This is a genomic window from Nonomuraea sp. NPDC049504 (assembly GCF_040676845.1).
In the GTDB taxonomy this organism is placed as follows: domain Bacteria; phylum Actinomycetota; class Actinomycetes; order Streptosporangiales; family Streptosporangiaceae; genus Nonomuraea; species Nonomuraea salmonea.
In genome coordinates this window covers 220,942-237,831 of sequence record NZ_JBFAPT010000005.1, presented here as the reverse complement: position 1 = coordinate 237,831, position 16,890 = coordinate 220,942, and the positions used below count along the sequence as shown (strand labels likewise).

Annotated in this window: 16 protein-coding genes and 1 tRNA gene; 6 read left to right on the top strand and 11 right to left on the bottom strand. The window is 68.9% G+C overall.

Annotation, left to right across the window (positions count from 1 at the left end; translation table 11 throughout):
• Positions 1 to 35 precede the first annotated feature (35 nt).
• Positions 36 to 281, bottom strand: a complete 246-nt coding sequence (locus AB0K28_RS12540) for a cell division protein CrgA (RefSeq protein ID WP_364368533.1) — start codon at positions 279 to 281, stop codon at positions 36 to 38.
• A gap of 144 nt (positions 282 to 425) precedes the next feature.
• On the opposite strand from AB0K28_RS12540, the gene AB0K28_RS12535 reads away from it, so the two are divergent.
• Genes AB0K28_RS12535 through AB0K28_RS12525 form a run of 3 tightly spaced genes read left to right on the top strand, consistent with a single transcriptional unit; the run spans position 426 to position 1,769 of the window.
• The gene (locus tag AB0K28_RS12535; RefSeq protein WP_345393422.1) at positions 426 to 1,040 is read left to right on the top strand and encodes a class E sortase; all 615 of its coding nucleotides are present in this window, start codon (positions 426 to 428) and stop codon (positions 1,038 to 1,040) included.
• A 1-nt stretch (position 1,041) separates the two neighbouring features.
• The gene (locus AB0K28_RS12530) at positions 1,042 to 1,200 is read left to right on the top strand and encodes a hypothetical protein (protein WP_364368530.1); all 159 of its coding nucleotides are present in this window, start codon (positions 1,042 to 1,044) and stop codon (positions 1,198 to 1,200) included.
• Positions 1,197 to 1,769 carry a gamma-glutamyl-gamma-aminobutyrate hydrolase family protein gene (locus tag AB0K28_RS12525; RefSeq protein ID WP_364368527.1) on the top strand — a complete coding sequence of 191 codons (573 nt, stop codon included), beginning with the start codon at positions 1,197 to 1,199 and terminating at the stop codon, positions 1,767 to 1,769. Before AB0K28_RS12530 ends, AB0K28_RS12525 begins: the two co-directional genes overlap by 4 nt.
• A gap of 187 nt (positions 1,770 to 1,956) precedes the next feature.
• Here AB0K28_RS12525 and pknB read toward each other — a convergent pair whose 3' ends face one another.
• The 7 genes from pknB to AB0K28_RS12490 all read right to left on the bottom strand — a co-directional run bounded on the left by pknB (position 1,957) and on the right by AB0K28_RS12490 (position 10,697).
• Entirely contained in the window at positions 1,957 to 3,846 is a 1,890-nt protein-coding gene (pknB, locus tag AB0K28_RS12520) for a Stk1 family PASTA domain-containing Ser/Thr kinase (protein ID WP_364368524.1), read from the bottom strand.
• Positions 3,847 to 3,929: 83 nt separating this feature from the next.
• Positions 3,930 to 5,300, bottom strand: a complete 1,371-nt coding sequence (locus tag AB0K28_RS12515) for a protein kinase (protein WP_364368521.1) — start codon at positions 5,298 to 5,300, stop codon at positions 3,930 to 3,932.
• Positions 5,301 to 5,321: 21 nt separating this feature from the next.
• Entirely contained in the window at positions 5,322 to 6,782 is a 1,461-nt protein-coding gene (locus AB0K28_RS12510; RefSeq protein WP_364368518.1) for a penicillin-binding protein 2, read from the bottom strand.
• On the bottom strand, positions 6,779 to 8,158 hold the full coding sequence (locus AB0K28_RS12505; RefSeq protein WP_364368515.1) for an FtsW/RodA/SpoVE family cell cycle protein: 1,380 nt from the start codon (positions 8,156 to 8,158) through the stop codon (positions 6,779 to 6,781). Before AB0K28_RS12505 ends, AB0K28_RS12510 begins: the two co-directional genes overlap by 4 nt.
• Positions 8,159 to 9,472, bottom strand: a complete 1,314-nt coding sequence (locus AB0K28_RS12500) for a Stp1/IreP family PP2C-type Ser/Thr phosphatase (protein ID WP_364368512.1) — start codon at positions 9,470 to 9,472, stop codon at positions 8,159 to 8,161.
• The gene (locus tag AB0K28_RS12495) at positions 9,469 to 9,939 is read right to left on the bottom strand and encodes an FHA domain-containing protein (RefSeq protein ID WP_345393437.1); all 471 of its coding nucleotides are present in this window, start codon (positions 9,937 to 9,939) and stop codon (positions 9,469 to 9,471) included. The genes AB0K28_RS12500 and AB0K28_RS12495 overlap by 4 nt, the downstream gene beginning before the upstream one ends.
• A 17-nt stretch (positions 9,940 to 9,956) precedes the next feature.
• Complete coding sequence (locus tag AB0K28_RS12490; protein WP_345393439.1) at positions 9,957 to 10,697, bottom strand: DUF3662 and FHA domain-containing protein; 741 nt, start codon at positions 10,695 to 10,697, stop codon at positions 9,957 to 9,959.
• 199 nt (positions 10,698 to 10,896) lie between these two features.
• Here AB0K28_RS12490 and AB0K28_RS12485 point away from each other — a divergent pair.
• A tRNA-Leu gene (locus tag AB0K28_RS12485) sits at positions 10,897 to 10,979 on the top strand.
• A gap of 400 nt (positions 10,980 to 11,379) precedes the next feature.
• On the opposite strand, the gene AB0K28_RS12480 is transcribed toward AB0K28_RS12485, so the two are convergent.
• Positions 11,380 to 12,399 (bottom strand): hemolysin family protein, encoded by a 1,020-nt coding sequence (locus AB0K28_RS12480; protein WP_364368509.1) that lies wholly within the window; start codon positions 12,397 to 12,399, stop codon positions 11,380 to 11,382.
• Positions 12,396 to 13,745, bottom strand: a complete 1,350-nt coding sequence (locus AB0K28_RS12475) for a hemolysin family protein (protein WP_345393445.1) — start codon at positions 13,743 to 13,745, stop codon at positions 12,396 to 12,398. Before AB0K28_RS12475 ends, AB0K28_RS12480 begins: the two co-directional genes overlap by 4 nt.
• Before the next feature lie 393 nt (positions 13,746 to 14,138).
• Here AB0K28_RS12475 and AB0K28_RS12470 point away from each other — a divergent pair, with 393 nt between their 5' ends.
• The gene (locus tag AB0K28_RS12470) at positions 14,139 to 15,296 is read left to right on the top strand and encodes an LCP family protein (protein ID WP_364368505.1); all 1,158 of its coding nucleotides are present in this window, start codon (positions 14,139 to 14,141) and stop codon (positions 15,294 to 15,296) included.
• Positions 15,297 to 15,302: 6 nt separating this feature from the next.
• Here the strand turns inward: AB0K28_RS12470 and AB0K28_RS12465 are convergent, their stop codons facing one another.
• The gene (locus AB0K28_RS12465) at positions 15,303 to 15,923 is read right to left on the bottom strand and encodes a GPP34 family phosphoprotein (protein ID WP_345393451.1); all 621 of its coding nucleotides are present in this window, start codon (positions 15,921 to 15,923) and stop codon (positions 15,303 to 15,305) included.
• Between the two features lie 69 nt (positions 15,924 to 15,992).
• Between AB0K28_RS12465 and AB0K28_RS12460 the strand changes: the two genes are divergently transcribed.
• Positions 15,993 to 16,871, top strand: coding sequence for a DNA-formamidopyrimidine glycosylase family protein (locus tag AB0K28_RS12460; protein ID WP_364368502.1), 879 nt, complete (start codon positions 15,993 to 15,995; stop codon positions 16,869 to 16,871).
• Positions 16,872 to 16,890: the final 19 nt, after the last annotated feature.

Here is a 16,890-nt window from a genome sequence, read left to right as displayed (position 1 = left end):
GCTTCCCCAGGCTGTGGAAAAGACTGTGGAAAGAACTAACGCCAGCGGGTGGAAAGAACCACACCGAAGATGATGAAAACAAACCCGATCAGCAGGTTCCAGTTCTGGAGGTCGCTGAAGAAGGGAGCCTGCGGAGCGACGTAGTAGACGGCGATCCACAGGATTCCGATGATCCACGCGGCGACCATCGTGGGAGCCAGCCAGCGGGGGCTGACCTTGACCTGCTGTGACCTCTGCGGCGGGGTGTAGACCGCCTTCTTGCGAGCCTTCGACTTGGGCACTGGGTAACTCCTGCTGAGGGCCTGGGCTTCCGGATCATCCGCAGGCTCTTCGGTAAGGGTAATTGAAGTGAGGCCCAGGATAGTCGCCACGCGCGTCGCATGGCGATCCCCGGGCCCCGCATCGTCGCCGAATACCCTGATCGCATGCGGGCCGTGTTCCGGGCCCTCGGGGAGACCAGCATCACCGCGGGCCTGATCCTCATGCTGTTCTGCGCCTACCTGCTCTGGGGCACCGGCGCGTACACGCAGCGGCAGCAGCTGCTGCTCCAGCGCGAGCTGGCGGCCGAGAAGAGCCGCACGGCCCCGCCGGAGCCGAAGGCCGGGCAGGCGTTCGCGCTGCTGCGCATCCCGCGGCTGGGCCGCGACTACCGGTACGCGATCGTCGAGGGCGTCGGCGCCGACCAGCTCAAGAAGGGCCCAGGCCACTACCCCGACAGCGCCATGCCGGGCGAGGTGGGCAACTTCGTGCTCTCGGGCCACCGCACCACGTACGCGGCCCCGTTCAACGAGATCGACGAGCTCGAACGCGACGACGAGATCATCGTGGAGACCCGCGAGGCCCGCCACACCTACCGCGTCACCTCCCAGGACGTCGTGCGGCCCGACGAGGTCGAGGTGCTGGCCCCGGTGCCCGGCAAGCCCGACATCCGGCCCATCCGCGCCTTCATCACGCTGTCCACCTGCCACCCCGAGTACTCCGCCGCCGAACGGCTCATCGTCTACGGCGTCCTGAAGCACAGCGAACCGCGCGAGGAGTGACATGTACGCCTGGCTCTGGCGCAAGCTGCCCGGCGGCCCGCCCGCCCGGCTGCTGACGGCCGCCGTCCTGGTGCTCGCCGCGGTGGCCCTACTCTGGTACGTCGTGTTCCCGCTGATGGAGCCGGCGGTGACACTCGATGAGGTGACGGTGAGGAAATGAGCCGTGTGCTGGTCGTGGACAACCACGACAGCTTCGTGCACACCATCGTGCAATACCTGCGCGAGCTGGGCGCCGAGTGCGACGTCCGGCCCCGCGACGACGTCCGGGCGCACGACGCCGACGGCTTCGACGGCGTGGTCGTCAGCCCGGGCCCCGGCACGCCCGAGGCGGCCGGTGTGAGCGTCCCGCTGGTCCGCCACGCGGCGGAGACCGGCCGGCCGCTGCTCGGCGTCTGCCTCGGCCACCAGGCCATCGCGGTCGCCTTCGGCGCCACCGTGACGCGCGCTCCCGAGCTGTTCCACGGCAGGACCAGCGACATCAGCCACGACGGCAGGGGCGTGTTCGAGAGCCTGCCGTCGCCCGTGCGCATGACCCGCTACCACTCGCTGGCCGTGCTGCCCGAGACCGTGCCCGCCGTGCTCGACGTGACGGCCCGCACCGCCGACGGGGTCGTCATGGGGCTGCGGCACCGCGAGCTGCCCATCGAGGGCATCCAGTTCCACCCGGAATCGGTGCTGTCCGAGCACGGTCATCGGTTGCTGGGGAATTGGCTGCAAAAAATGGTGTAACAAACGTCTCGCGTAGAGCGACGTACCAGTGAGCGTCCCCGCCGTTGCCCCCGAGCGGCGGGGGCGTTCTCATGTCCGGCCCCGCTCGCCGCGGGGCCTTCTCATGCGCGCGGCCTCTCACGGACCTCAGCAGCCCGGCAGCGCGAAAGCCGCCCCTCCGCGCAGGAGAGGCGGCTTTCAGCGTGTCTCAGCGGTTGCGCCAGCCGTCACCGTGCAGACCGCCACCGAGGCCCTCGTCGCCGATCGGGTTGTCCGTCGGCGGCTCCTCCTCGTCCGTCGGGAAGTCGTCGGTCGGCTGGTCGTCCGTCGGGAAGTCGTCCGTCGGCTGGTCGTCCGTCGGCGGCGGCGCGGTGTCCTGGGGACCGGTGGACACCGTGATCGTGATCGTGGTGCCCGGCAGCAGCTTGGTGCCCTCGCCCGGGTTCTGCTGCACGACGGTGCCCTCGGGCTCCTGCGCCGGCTGCTGGGAGACCTTGACCTTGAAGCCCGCGCCCTTCAGCTGAGCCGTGGCGTCCTGCTGGGTGAGCCCGATGACGCTGGGCACCTCGCGCTGCTCCTTCGGCACGAAGAGGGTGACGGAGCCGCCCTTCTCCAGCTCGGCCCCGGGCTTGGGGTCGGTGGCGATGACAGTGCCCTGCGCCTTGCTGGAGTTGCGGGTCTTGATCACGCCGCGCAGGCCCACCTCTTCGAGGACCTTCTGGGCGTCCTCGGAGCTCATGCCGACCAGGCCGTCGGGCACCTTGATCTTCTCGGGCCCCTTGGACACGATCAGCTTGACCGTCGAGCCCTTCTCGACCGTGGTGTCGGCGGGCGGATCGGTCTCGATGACCGCGCCCTTCTCCACGTCGGAGCTGGCCTTCTGCACGAGCTCCGGCACCAGCCCGAGCTTTTTCAGCTCCGCTTCCGCGTAGGAGCGCTCCTGCGACACCAGCGACGGGATCTTCACCGACGTCTCGGCAGGGGTGTCCTTTCCGCTGAAGACGACGTAGCCCACCGTGATGAACGCGCCGATGATGAGCAGCGGGATGACGATCCACAGGGCGGTCTTGACGGCGTTGTTGCCGCCGCCACCCGACGCCCTCCGCCGGCCGCCCCGGCCGCCGCCCTCGTCGTAGTCGTAGTCGGGGATCGCGTTGGTGCGCTGCGTGGCCGGGCCGCCGGCCGCGTGCGTGGCGGTCATCATGCGGGTGCCCTGGCCCATGGTGCCGGTCATCGCCATCGTCTGGGCGTCGGTCGGCATGCCGGACATGGCCCGCTGGATGTCGGCCCGCATCTCGCCCGCGCTCTGGTAGCGCTGGGCCGGGTCCTTCGCCATGGCCTTGAGCACGATGGCGTCGGCCCACGCCGGGATCTCGCGGTCGATCTGCGACGGCGGGATGGGCTCCTCGCGCACGTGCTGGTAGGCGATCGCGACGGGGGAGTCGCCGGTGAACGGCGGCTGGCCGGTCAGCAGCTCGTACAGCACGCAGCCGGTGGAGTAGATGTCGCTGCGCGCGTCGACCCGCTCGCCGCGGGCCTGCTCGGGCGACAGGTATTGGGCGGTGCCTATCACCTGCGCGGTCTGCGTCATGGTGGCCGCGGAGTCGGCCATCGCGCGGGCGATGCCGAAGTCCATCACCTTGACGTCGCCGGCGCGGGTGATCATCACGTTGGCCGGCTTGATGTCGCGGTGGACGATGCCGCCGCGGTGGCTGTAGTCGAGCGCCCGCAGGATGCCGTCGACCAGCTCGACCGCGCGCTCGGGCAGCAGCCGCCTGTCCTGGCGCAGCAGGTCGCGCAGCGTCCGCCCGTCGACGTATTCCATCACGATGTACGGCACGGGGGTGCCGTCGGTGACGTCTTCGCCGGTGTCGTAGACCGCGACCACGGCCGGGTGGTTCAGTGAGGCCGCCGACTGCGCCTCACGGCGGAACCGGGCCTGGAAGGTGTGGTCTCGCGCCAGGTCGGACCGGAGGGTCTTGATCGCGACTATGCGGTCCAGCCGGATGTCTCGGGCGCGATACACCTCGGCCATGCCGCCGCGCCCGACGACACCGTCGAGCTCGTAGCGACCTCCGAGTAGCCGAGGCTGAGTCATTTCCTGCACTGTCCCTTACCGTTCATCTTGGGTACCGGCCGGCTCGCGGGGCCGCCGGTGTCCATCATCGACCCCATGGCGCATCACGTCTCCTCTTTGGGCGGGTTTGTCTCACCCGGATCCGGCGTGGCGGTGGGTGTCGGTGTCGTCGGTGTCGTGGTGGGCGTTGGGGTCGGGGTGGGGGTTGGCGTCCGGGTGGTGGTCGGGGGCGGTTTCGTCGGCGTCGGCTTCTTGGTGGGAGTAGCCGACGTGCTTACCGTAGCCGACCGTGAGGGTATCGGCCTCGGTGTCCTCACCGTAACAACCGGCGGTCGCCGCGTGCTCTTCGTCTTCGACGGGCGGGGCTTCTGCCGGGTCGGCGTGGCCTTCACGGTAGGCGATTGTGTCGGTTCGGCCACCTCGGGAGTCGCCTGCGGCCGCTGCGGATCGGCGAACGTGATGGCCGTCAGCCCCACCGCCGCCACGCAGCCCGCCGCGGCCACCAGCGCGAGCGTCCGCGCGCCCCTGCGCCGCTTCTTCCGCGGGCCCTCCTGGAGCGTGGCCGGGTCGAGGTTGTCGGTGGCCAGCTCGTCCTCGGGGGCCGGCTCGCGGACGCGGAAGCCCCCCGGGTCGGTCAGCATGCTGAGCTCGGCGGCGCCGTGCACCGCCCCCGCCAGCGACTCGCGCAGCACGTACGCCCGATCGGCCACCTCGATCGCCGACCCGGGCCGCTGCGCGGGCTCCTTGGCCAGCAGCCCCATGACCAGCTCGCGCACCGCGGCCGGCACGTCGGCGCCGAGCGGCGGCGGCTGCTCGTTGAGGTGCAGCAGCGCGATCGCCACCTGGCTGTCGGCACGGAACGGCGTGCGCCCCGCCAGGCACTCGTACGCCACCACGCCCAGCGAGTAGAGGTCCGTCGAGGGCGTCAGCGGGAAACCCTGCGCCTGCTCGGGACTGACGTACTGGGCGGTGCCCAGCACCGTGCCGGTCTGCGTCACCGGCGCCGCCTCCAGGGCACGCGCGATGCCGAAGTCGGTCACCTTGATCGACCCCTCGGGGGTGACCAGCAGGTTGCCCGGCTTGACGTCGCGGTGGATGATCCCGGCGGAGTGGGCCGCGTGCAGCGCCTTGGCGGTCTGGTGCACCACGTCGAGGGTCACCTCGGGCCCGAGCGCGCCGTTGCGCGCCAGGATGGCCGACAGCGGCTCGCCGTGCACCAGCTCCATGACGAGGTAGGCGAGGTCGCTCTGCTCGCCGTAGTCGAAGATCTGCGCGACGCCGGGGTCGGCCAGCGCCGCGGTGAGCCGCGCCTCGTTCCTGAACCGCTCGCGGAACGTGGGGTCGGCGTAGATGTGGCTGCGCAGGATCTTCACCGCCACCTCGCGCCCGAGCAGCTCGTCGCGGGCACGCCAGACCTCTCCCATACCGCCCGTGGCGATGCGGGAGACCAGGAGGTAGCGGTTACGGAGCCGCATGACCCAGCAGGTTACCGTCGCTCACTTGTTCAGCACCGCCTCCAGCACGGCCTTGGCGATGGGCGCGGCGGTGTGACCGCCGGTCGCCTCCGCCCCGACGTTGGCGGCGCCCGACTCGACGATGACCGCGAGCGCCACCTTCGGGTTCTCCGCCGGCGCGAAGCTGATGAACCACGCGTGCGGCGGCTGCCCGTCGGAGGTCTCCGCGGTGCCCGTCTTGCCCGCTACTTGGACGCCCGGCACCTGCGCCAGGTTGGCGGTGCCGTTGGAGACGACGCTCACCATCATGTCGCGCAGCTTGGCCGCCGTCCCGGAGCTGACCGCCGTGCTGAGCTCTTCGGGGTCGGCCTCGTCGATGGTGTCGCCCTTGGAGTCGGTGACCTTGTTGACGAGGTACGGCTTCATCACCGTGCCGTCATTGGCGATGCCCGCCGCGATCATGGCCATCTGCAGCGGCGTCATCCGGTTGCTGCGCTGCCCGATCGAGGCCATCGCCACGGCCGCCTGGTCCTCCTTGGGCCCGAAGTCGCTCTGGGCGACCGGCATCGGCACGGCGACCTGCTGCCCCATGCCGAACTTCTCGGTCTGCTCCTTCATCTTGTCGTAGCCCAGCTCCATGCCCATCGAGCCGAACGGCGTGTTGCAGGATCTTTCCAGCGCGTAGACCAGCGTGACCTGGCCGCTGCCGCACGCCGCGCCGCCGTAGTTGGGCAGGCTGATGTTCGTGTTGGGCAGCGGCAGCCGCTGCGGCGCCTCGACCGTGGTCTCGGGGCCGCGCGAGTCGTCGTCCTCAAGGTAGGCCGCCGCCGTCACGACCTTGAACGTCGAGCCGGGCGGGTAGGTCTGGGCGATGGTCCTGTTGAGCAGCGGCTGGCTCTTGTCCTTGGCCAGCTCGTCGTAGCGCTTGAACACCTTGGCCTTGTCGGTGCCCGACAGCTCGGTCGGGTCGTACGTGGGCAGCGAGACCATGGCGAGGATGCCGCCGGTCTTCGGGTCGAGCGCCACCAAGGCGCCGCGCTTGCCGCTCTGCCGCAGGGCGTCGTAGGCCGCCTTCTGGGCCTTGGGGTCGATCGTCAGCTCGACGTTGGCGCCCTTGGTCGGCTCGCCGGTGAACAGGTCGATGCTGCGCCGCAGCAGCAGGTCGGCGCTGGAGCCGTCGAGGAGCTTGTTGTGGGTCGACTCGATGGCGTCGGCGCTCTCGGGGGAGAAGAAGCCCGTGACGTGCGCGTAGAGCTTCGCGTCCGGATATTTCCGGATGAAGCGGAACCTGTTGTCGCCGGTGTCCACGGACTGCGCGATCACCTTGCCGCCCGCCGTGATGCGGCCGCGCTCGATCGCGTACCGGTCGAAGAAGTTGCGGGTGTTGCGCGCGTCGGATTGGTACTCCTCGGCCTTGACGGCCTGGAGCCAGTTCACGTTGATCATCAGGAGCGCGAACATGGCCAGCGCGGCCACCGCCACTCGCTTCAAGGTGCCGTTCATCGCTGGAACACCTGCGTCAGTCCCTCGTTCTGGATCGCCTGGGGTGGGGGGCGTCTGGCGGCATCTGACGTTCGTACCAGGAGAGCGATAAGAATCCAGTTAGCCAGCAGCGCCGAGCCGCCCTGCGACATGAACGGCGTGACCAGGCCGGTCAGCGGGATGAGGTTGGTCACGCCTCCCACGATGATGAACACCTGCCAGGCGAGGATGAACGACAGGCCGCCCGCGAGCAGCTTCGAGTAGGGGTCGCGGGCCGCGAGCGCGGTGCGCAGGCCGCGCTCGACGATCAGCGCGTAGATCATCAGGATCGCCATCAGCCCGGTCAGGCCGAGCTCCTCGCCGGTGGCGTTGAAGATGAAGTCGGAGAAGGCCAGCGGGATCAGCTCGGGGTGGCCCTGGCCGAGCCCCGTGCCGAGGATGCGGCCCGCGCCCAGCCCGAACAGGCCCTGCATGATCTGGTAGCTGCCGCCGAAGGGCCGGTCGTAGTACTCCTGGGAGCCCGGGTCGAGCCACACGTCGAAGCGGTCGCCGACGTGGGAGAAGATCTGGCCGGCGATGAACGCGCCGCCGACGAACAGCAGGATGCCGATCAGCACCCACGACGTACGCTGCGTGGCGATGTAGAGCATCACCACGAACCCGCCGAACAGCAGCAGCGACGAGCCCAGGTCCTTCTGCAGCACCAGCACGCCGATGGCGACGGCCCACGTGATCAGCACCGGGCCGAGGTCACGGGCCCGCGGCAGGTCGATGAAGAGCAGCCGCCGCCCGGCCAGCGCCAGCACGTCACGCTTGGCGACCAGGTAGCCGGCGAAGAAGATGACCAGCGCGATCTTCGCGAACTCGGCCGGCTGGATGGTGGCCGCGCCGAACCCGATCCAGATGCGGGCGCCGTTGCGCTCCTGGCCCAGCCCGGGGGTCAGCGGCGAGATCAGCAGGACCACGCCGATCAGCCCCGCCGTGTACGTCAGCCGCTGCAGCGTGCGATGGTCGCGCAGCACCACCAGCGTCACGGCGAACAGCACGACCCCGACGCCGGTCATGATGATCTGGCTGGTCGCGGAGGCGCCGTCCATCGGGGCGTTCTCCAGCCGGTAGATCATCACCAGGCCGATGCCGTTGACCACGGTGACCAGCGGCAGGATCAGCGGGTCAGCCCAGGGGGCGAACTTCGCGAGCACCAGATAGGCGGCCAGCATCAGGCCGCCCAGGCTGAGCCCGTAGGTCAGCATCCCGGCCGGGATCTGCCCGTCCATGGCCAGACCCACGTTGGCGTAGGCGGCCATGACGATCACCACCGCGAGCGCGAGCATGACCAGCTGCGCCACGCGCCGCTTGGCCGGCATCGGGACGGGGGTGATGTCGACTTCGCTCATCTACTGCTGTCTCGTCTTGGACTTGGTGGCGGAGGCGGTGGCGCTGGGAGAGGCGCTCGCCTCCGTCTCGGGTTCCTTCTCTTCCGCGGCCTTGTCCTGCTCGTCGAACGACAGGCTGTTGATCTTCGTCATGCCCTCGGCCACGTTCGGGACGGGGATGCCGCTCCTGACCAGCGCCTGATCGGCCTCCGACAGCTGGGACAGCTGGCGGCCAGTGGGCTTGGAGACATGGAAGAGCTGGAAGGGACCCACCTCTTTCTTGACCCCCTGGAACACGACCACCTCGCCGCCCCTTGCACCGACGAAGAACTGGTCCTGAGTCCACTGGTAACCGAAGTAGCCGCCGACGAAGACGCCGACGGCTCCGACACCGAGCACGGTGACCAGCACGGGCCACATCCGGCGACGCTTCCTCGAACGCCGGGACGAGGTCCCGGCGACCGGCTCAGCGAAATCGTCGTCGGAGAGCACCGGCTGGGGTGCGGTCACCGCGCCTGCTCGCCCCGGCGGGACGTCCTGCGGGCTCCCGTCGAGCACGGCCATGCCCGCCGCGCCGACGATGGCGGCCTCCGCGGGCGGCTGCTGCCCGTCGGAGATCTCCAGCACGTCGGCCAGCACGCACGTGATGTTGTCGGGCCCGCCACCCCGGTTCGCCAGATCGATGAGCTGGCGGACGACCTCTTCAGGATCGTCGATGTTGGTGAGCGTGGCATGCAGCGTCTCCGCGCTGACCACGCCCGACAGGCCGTCGGAACACAGCAGGTAGCGGTCGCCCACCTGCGCCTCGCGCAGCGTGAGATCGGGATCGACCTCGCCGCTGCCGTCGAGCGCGCGCAGCAGGATCGACCGCTGTGGGTGGGTGGCCGCCTCTTCCGGCGTGATGCGCCCGTCGTCCACCAGCTGTTGCACCAGCGTGTGGTCGTGGGTGATCTGGTAGAGCTCACCACGTCTCAGGAGATAGGCGCGCGAGTCGCCCACGTGCACCAGGGCGACCTGGGTGCCGTTCCAGAGCATGGCGGTGAGCGTCGTGCCCATGCCTTTGAGGCTGGGATCCCGCCCCACCATTTCGTGCAGCTTGCGGTTGGCGTCGCGTACCGCTGCCTCGATGGCGTTGAGCAGGTCACCCCCCTGTTGGGCCTCTTCCAGAGAGGCCATGGCGGCGATGGCGACAGAACTCGCCACCTCGCCGTGTGCATGCCCGCCCATGCCGTCGGCGACGGCGAGCAGGCGGCCGCTAGCGTACGCCGAGTCCTCGTTTCCTTCGCGGAGGAGGCCGACGTCCGAGCGGGCGGCGTAGCGGAGTGCGATGGTCATTTGCGCAATTCAATGACTGTCTTGCCGACGCGGATCGGAACACCGAGCGGCACCGGGGTCGGGCGGGTGACTTTTGAACGGTCGAGGTACGTGCCGTTGGTGGACCCAAGATCTTCCACGATCCATTGACCGTCCTGAGGAAAGAGCCGGGCGTGCCGGCTGGAAGCGTAGTCGTCGGTGACCACCAGCGTGGCGTCATTGGCCCGGCCAATGGTGATGGGCTGCTCCGTGAGGTTGATGGTGGTGCCCTGGAGAGGCCCACCCGTGACGATGAGCTGGCGTGGCTCGCCCTTCTTGCTCTTGGGCTTGGCCACGGGTTTGGCGGGCTTCATGGCCTTACGGCCACCCGCCGGCGCGGTGCGTGAACCGAACAAGTCAGTCCGGATCACGCCGACTGCGGCAATGACGAAGAACCACAGCACCGCCAGGAAGGCGAGCCGGATCAGCAGCAGCGTGAGCTCGGACATGGACCGTCTGTCTACCCCTAATCGCGCCGGAACACCAGAGTCGTACGCCCCAGGGTCACTCGCGTGCCGTTCTGGAGCTCGATCCTGCGCACCGGCTGGCCATTGACAAAAGTGCCGTTCGTCGAACCCAGATCGACGAGAACCACATTCTGGCCCTCGACACGCAGCTCCGCGTGATGTCGCGAAACTCCGGGGTCGACGAGACGAAGATCGCAGTCGGTGCCCCTGCCTAGCAAGGTCACCGGAGTGGTGAGCTCGTAGGAGCGGTCGCCCTGCGGATCGTCCTGAGTGCTGACGAGCAGCCGCGGCCGCCCGCCGAAAGCGTGAGGTCTCGACGGAGGCAGGTCGCTCGCCGGCTGGCGAATCTCGTCCTGCTCCACCGTCGCGCCGCGGATGACCCCCGAACGGATGCGGAACAAGCCCACAGCCAGATCGCCGGCGGTCTCGAAGCGAACCCGGACCGGTCCCACAAAGGAGTAGCCCTGTTCCTTGGCGTACTCCCTGGCGAGGTTGGCCAGCTCGTGGCTGATGCTGTCGGCGTAGACCTCGAGCCGTTCGGCGTCGGTCGTGGACAGCTCGACCACGAAGTCGTTGGGCACGAGCGTGCGACCTTGAGCGACGATCGCCGCACGCTCATCCATCTCCCGCTGAACCGCGCTGGCGACCTCGACCGGCTGAAGGTCAGATTTGAACGCCCGCGCAAAGGCTCCCTCAACCAGGCCTTCGAGCCTTCGCTCGAAGCGCTGAAGGACTCCCACCGGGTACCTCCCTTCCTCCGTGCATATGATCGCGGCTCCGTAGACGCATCGGCGCCCGGTCTCCGCTCGTTCCACGTGACGGTGTCACAGGCGCTCGTCGGCAGCCGCGCCCAGCTCCTCCGCTCCCGTGTCTTATGCGATCGTATCCGGGTTCAGTACCAGTGGCTGTTCCGTGCTAATGTTCTTTCCGCACCCACAAGGGCGGGTGGCGGAACGGCAGACGCGCACGGTTCAGGTCCGTGTGTCCGAAAGGACGTGAGGGTTCAAATCCCTCCTCGCCCACTCGTGTGACTGGGGGATCCTTGGTCGCAAGCCTTTCAGGTTTGCTCCCTCGGGTCCCCCTCGTCATGTCTGCCCGGGGGTAACCCCCGGACCCCCAGCGTCTTTCGCTGGCGCTCCTGGGGGCTGTCGCCCCCAGACCCCAGTCCTGTCGCTGGCGCTCCTGGGGCTCTCGCCCCAGACCCCAGGACTTTCTGGTGGTCCTTTGTGCTCAGGCTTTCCCTCGAGTGCTTCGGTCCCAAGGTCGGCTGTCCCTGGTGCTTCTTTCCCTCGGTGGGTCTGTGTTTGCTCACCCTGTCTAAGGGGTGCTGTTTGCGCAAGGGGATCTGGGGTTTCTTTTCGGGTTGAGGGTAGGGCCCGGTGGTTGCAGGGTACTTTCATCCCCTCCCGGGCCCTTTGTGTTCTACGTCACACTTGCTGTTCTGGTGTCCAGAAGTTCGCCTACCAGGTCGGTGAGGCTCACCATTCCGATGATTTTTTGGTCTTGGTTCGTAACCAAGGCCAAATGGGATCGTTGTTCCTGTAGGGCGGTCACGGCTTCGGGGACCTGGGTCGTGCAGGGTAGCTCTGGGAGCTTGCGTAGCAGGTCGCTTGCTTTGCTTGCTGGTTTCAGTAGGGCGTCTCTCACGTGTAGCGCGCCTTCTACGCCGTTCGGGCCTTCCACCAGGAGCCTGAGGTGGGCGCTTCCCGCTGCTGTCTTCTTGATCTCTGCTGCTGTGGCGTCCTTTGTGACCTTTACCGCCCTGTCCAGGGGGACCATCAGGGGTTCTATGCCCTCGTCGCCCAGGCGTAGGGCTCTGGTCAGGAGGTCGTGTTCCTCTCTGTCCAGGAGGCCCATGCGGCCTGATTCGCCTACCAGCATGGCCAGCTGACGGGGGGTTCTCGTCGTTGCCAGCTCGTCTCTCGGCTGGACGCCGAAGAGGTGGAGGATGGCGTTCGTCAGGGCGTTCAACGTTGCCAGCAGCGGGCGCATGACCGTCGTGAAGGCTCTGAACGGGAGGGTGAGGATCAGGGCCGCTCGTTCCGGGTGGGTCAGTGCCCAGCTCTTCGGGGCCATCTCCCCTACGACCATGTGCAGGAACGTCACCAGGGCCAGGGCGAAGGTCAGGGCTATCGGGAGGCGCATCGCCTCTGGGATGCCCACTGCTGCGAACACTGGTTCCAAATAGTGTTCTATCGCCGGCTCCGTCACCTGGCCCAGGCCCAGTGTGCAGAGGGTGATGCCCAACTGGGCGCCGGCGAGCATCAGGGAGAGTTTTCTGCTGCCGCCTGCTGCTGAGCGGGCGGCCATTCTGACCAGGCGGTTGCCTGTCGCGCCTATCTCCTCCAGGCGGTGGCGTCTGGACGAGACGAAGGCGAACTCTGCTGCCACGAACAACGCGTTGAAGGCGAGGAGCGCCAGGCTCAGGGCGATCATGCTCATCTGGTCGTCGCCTCCGCGTGTTTGGACGGGGTCAGGCGGACCCACTCCGGGACCCTGCGGTGGAGGGACATGACCGTCAGCTCTGCCAGGGCTTCTTCCTGGTCGTCCGCGAAGGGGTCGGTGTCCTGGGTCATGGGGACGGTGACCTTGTCGCCCTGGTTCGGCATTCTGCCGAGCCTTGCGAGGACCAGGCCGGCCAGTGTGTCGTAGTCGTCGCTCTCCGGGAGCGCCAGACCCGTTGCTCGTTCCACCTCGTCAAGGCGTAGGTGGCCGGGAACCTCCCAGACTCCTCCCGGGCGTTCGACTGCTCCTTGGGGCTCCGGGTCGTTCTCGTCCACCAGTTCGCCCACCAGTTCCTCTGCCAGGTCCTCGATGGTTATCACGCCTGCCAGGCCGCCGTACTCGTCTATGACGCAGGCGATGTCGTCCCTGGCCGCGCGCATGCGGTCGAGGACCGCCGGCAGGGGCACCGAGTCCGGCACCAGGAGTGCCGGGCGGGTGATGGCGGCTATGGTGCCGATCTCCACACCCGTCGTCAGCAGCTCGCGTACGCCCGTCACGCCGGCCACGTCGCCCTCCTCCGTCACCACCGGGTAGCGGGAGTGGCCGCAGTCCTGCATGACGGCCAGCAGGTCGGAGATGGGTTGCGAGGAGCGGAGCACCACCACCCGGGGGCGGGGGACCATGATCTCCTCGGCCGTGCGGTCGCCGAACTCCAGAGCCCGCTCCAGGAGGTCGGAGAGCCGGGCGGGCAGCTCGCCCGCCTGGGTCGACTCCGCGATGATGCGGGACAGCTCTTCAGGCGTCGCGCCGTGCTCCACCTCCTCCACGGGCTCGATGCCGACCCGCCTGAGCAGGCCGGTGGCGGCCGAGTCGAAGAGCTTGACCACCGGGCCGACGATCACGAGGTACGCCAGCGTCGAGCGGGCCAGGAACTTGGCCACCTGCTCGGGCCTCGCGATGCCGAGGTTCTTGGGGGCCAGCTCGCCGAAGACCATCTGCACGACGGTGGCCACGAACACGCCGGCGGCCACGGAGACCCCGGTGATCATGGCGTCGGGCAGGCCCAGGTCGGTCAGCCAGGGGCGTACGAGGGCGGCGATCGCCGGCTCGGCCAGGAAGCCCACCAGCAGGGCCGTCACCGTGATGCCGAGCTGCGCGCCCGAGAGCATGAAGGACAGGCGGGAGGTGACCTGGAGTGCCTTTTCGGCGGAGGTGTCGCCGGCGGCGGCCTGCTCACGCAGGAGGCTGCGGTCGGCGGCGACGAAGGCGAATTCCTGGGCGACGAAGTAGCCGGTCGCCGCGGTCAGGAGCAGGAGGGCCAGCAGCCCGAGATAGGCGCTCACCGTAGTGAGCCCTCAGAGGAACCCGTGCCCGAGCACGGGCGAAGACTCCACGGGTCCGGATCGGACACGATCTTCCTTTCGATAGTGGTCGTCCATAACCGTAACGATGCTGGTGGCATCTATGTTTCCGCAGTGACTCTCCGCTGGTTCCGCGTACTTTTCCGTAGGAAATCCTTGGCGGAGCGTCTTCACTGGCGAGGGTTGGACGTAGCGTTTATGACAAACCGAGGGGAAGAAGGCGAAGTGTCTGAGGACGACCGGACGCGGGCTTACCGCTCGCCAGGCGACGGCCGCCCGCTGCCACCGCGGCCCGGTGACGGCCTGCGCTCTGGAGGAGCGCCCGCGCACCGGATCCCGCCCGGAGGGCCAACGCCGCCAGGAGGGCAGGGCCCCGTGCCTGCGGCGGGGGCGCCCACCCAGAAGCTTCCCACCGCCGCCCCAGAGGGCCCTGCGGAGGCTCCGCCGCGCAGGGGGTCCTCCAGGGTCTACGGGCGCGAGCGGGCCGGCGAGAGCCCGGTCAGGCCGCTTCGCTCGCGGTCCGGTGGTCCCGCCGAGCCGCGGCCTCCCAAGGGGCCGCCCAAGGGGCCGCGTAAGAAGATCTCCGGCAAGGCGATCCTGTCGATCACCGCCGGGTTCCTGGTGCTGCTGCTCGTCGCCGGGGTGGGGTTGTTCTTCTGGGTCAACTCGCGGCTGACGGGCATCGAAGGGGTGCTCGACGAGTACGAGGGGCGGCCCGCCGACACGCCTGGCACCAACTGGCTGCTCGTCGGCTCAGACAGCCGCAAGGGTCTGACCGCCGCTCAGCGGAAGAAGCTCGCCACCGGGCGGGCCGCGGGGCAGCGTACGGACTCGATGATGCTGCTGCACATCCCCGAGGGGAGCGACGCGCCCACGCTGGTCAGCCTGCCGCGCGACTCCGCGATCACCATCCCGGGCAGGGGGCGCGACAAGCTCAACTCCGCCTACGCCTTCGGTGGGCCCAAGCTGCTCGTCCGCACGGTCGAGAACGCCACCGGCGTGCACATCGACCACTACATGGAGATCGGCTTCGCCGGGTTCGTGGACATCGTGGACGCCGTGGGCGGGGTCGAGATCAACGTACGGGCCGCCGTCAACGACCCCAAGGCAGGGCTCAAGCTGAAGAAGGGCACCCAGGTGCTCACCGGCTCACAGGCGCTCGGCTACGTACGCACCCGCAAGGGCGGCGCGCTGCCCGACTTCGAGCGGACCAAGCGGCAGCGGCAGTTCCTCAGCGCGGTCGTGAAGAAGGCCGCGAGCCCCGGGGTGCTGCTCAACCCGTTCACCGCGATCCCGCTGGCCGCGAGCGCGACCGACGCGGTCGAGGTCGACTCGAGCACCGGGGCGTTCAACATGCTGTCGCTGGGGCTCGCCATGGGCGACAGCCCGGTGACGACGGTGGTGCCGTTCGGCGGCACCGAGCGCGTGGCCAGCGGTGACGCGGTGAAGTGGGACAGGACGAAGGCGCTCGCGCTGTTCAACGCGCTGAAGGAGGACAAGCCGGTGCCCAAGGACGTCGTGGACGCCGGCTGACGGGCCTCACGTCACGGTGGTGACCACGACGGCGGCGTTCATGTCGGCGATGGCGCGGGCCACCGCGTCCGCCACCCAGTCGCCCTTGGCGAGCTCCTTGACGCGGGCCTTGCCGGCGTCGGGGAACGCCTTGCGGTCGAGCCCGGCCGCCTTGGCCAGCGCGATCAGGGCGGTCGTGCGGGGGTCGGGGGTGGCGCCCGCGAGCACGGCCGTCATCCGCTCCCTGATGTCGGCCTCGACGGCGGAGTCCAGCTCGGGCCAGCGGGTGACCGTGAAGATGCCGAGCGCCTTGGTGCGCTCTCTGGCCAGCACGCCGGTGTTGGCCAGGCGGGTGAGCAGGCGGTCGCGCAGGTCGTCCGTCTGCAGCTTGCGCACCCACCACTCCGGGGTGCGCGCCTTGTCGTTCGCGATGCGTTCCAGCGCGGCGTCCAGCTCCCGGTCGCCGACGGGGTCGGGCGTGGCGACGGCCAGCTTCTTGCCGTCCTTGGTGACGCGGCCGGCCAACGCCAGCTCGGCCAGGATGCCGCCGGAGAGCGCCAGGTCGAGCGTGGCCGCGTTGATGAGGAGCTTGCCTTTGTCCTCGCTGAGTGCCAGGAGGAGGAGCTCTTCTGCGATCGTCACGGTCATGCACTTGACCTTAACGACCCGATGGCTCCCGTTCTGGGGACAGTTCCGTGCGGGCCGTACTCTGGGGGCATGCCCGAACTTCCCGAAGTCGAGTCGCTCACCCACTTCCTGCGTGAGCGGGCCGTGGGCCGCGCGATCGCGGGGATCGACGTGGTGGCCATCCAGGCGCTCAAGACGTTCGACCCGCCCGTCACCTCGCTCGGCGGGCTGACCGTCACCGGTGTGAGCAGGCACGGCAAGTTCCTCGACCTCGACTGCGACGGGCTGCATCTGATCATCCACCTGGCCCGCGCCGGGTGGCTGCGCTGGCGCGACGACCTGTCGGGGGCCAAGCCGGTGCGGCCGGGGAAGGGGCCGCTGGCCGTACGCGTGCGGCTGGCGCCCGACGACGAGGGGCTGGCGCCCGGGTTCGAGCTGACGGAGGCGGGGACACAGAAGCGCCTCGCCGTCTATGTCACGAAAAATCCGGACGAGGTGCCCGGCATCGCCGCCCTCGGCCCCGACCCGATGGCCGAGTCGTTCACCGTCGAGGCGCTCAAGCGCATCGTGGGCGGCAAGCGCACCCAGATCAAGGGCCTGCTGCGCGACCAGAAGGTGATCGCCGGCATCGGCAACGCCTACTCCGACGAGGTGCTGCACGCCGCCAAGATGTCGCCCTTCAAGATCGCCGCGACGCTGACCGACGCGCAGCTCGCCGACCTGCACGAGGCCATCGTGACCACGCTGCGCGACGCGGTCGAGCGCGCGCACGGGCTCGCGGCCAAGGATCTCAAGGCGGAGAAGAAGTCGGGGCTGCGGGTGCACAACCGTGCGGGGCAGCCGTGCGACGTGTGCGGCGACACGATCAGGGAGGTCTCGTTCGCCGACTCCTCGCTGCAGTACTGCCCGACCTGCCAGACCGGCGGCAAGCCGCTGGCCGACCGCCGCCTGTCCAAGCTGCTCAAGTAGGTGCGGGCGTCCGGTGCAC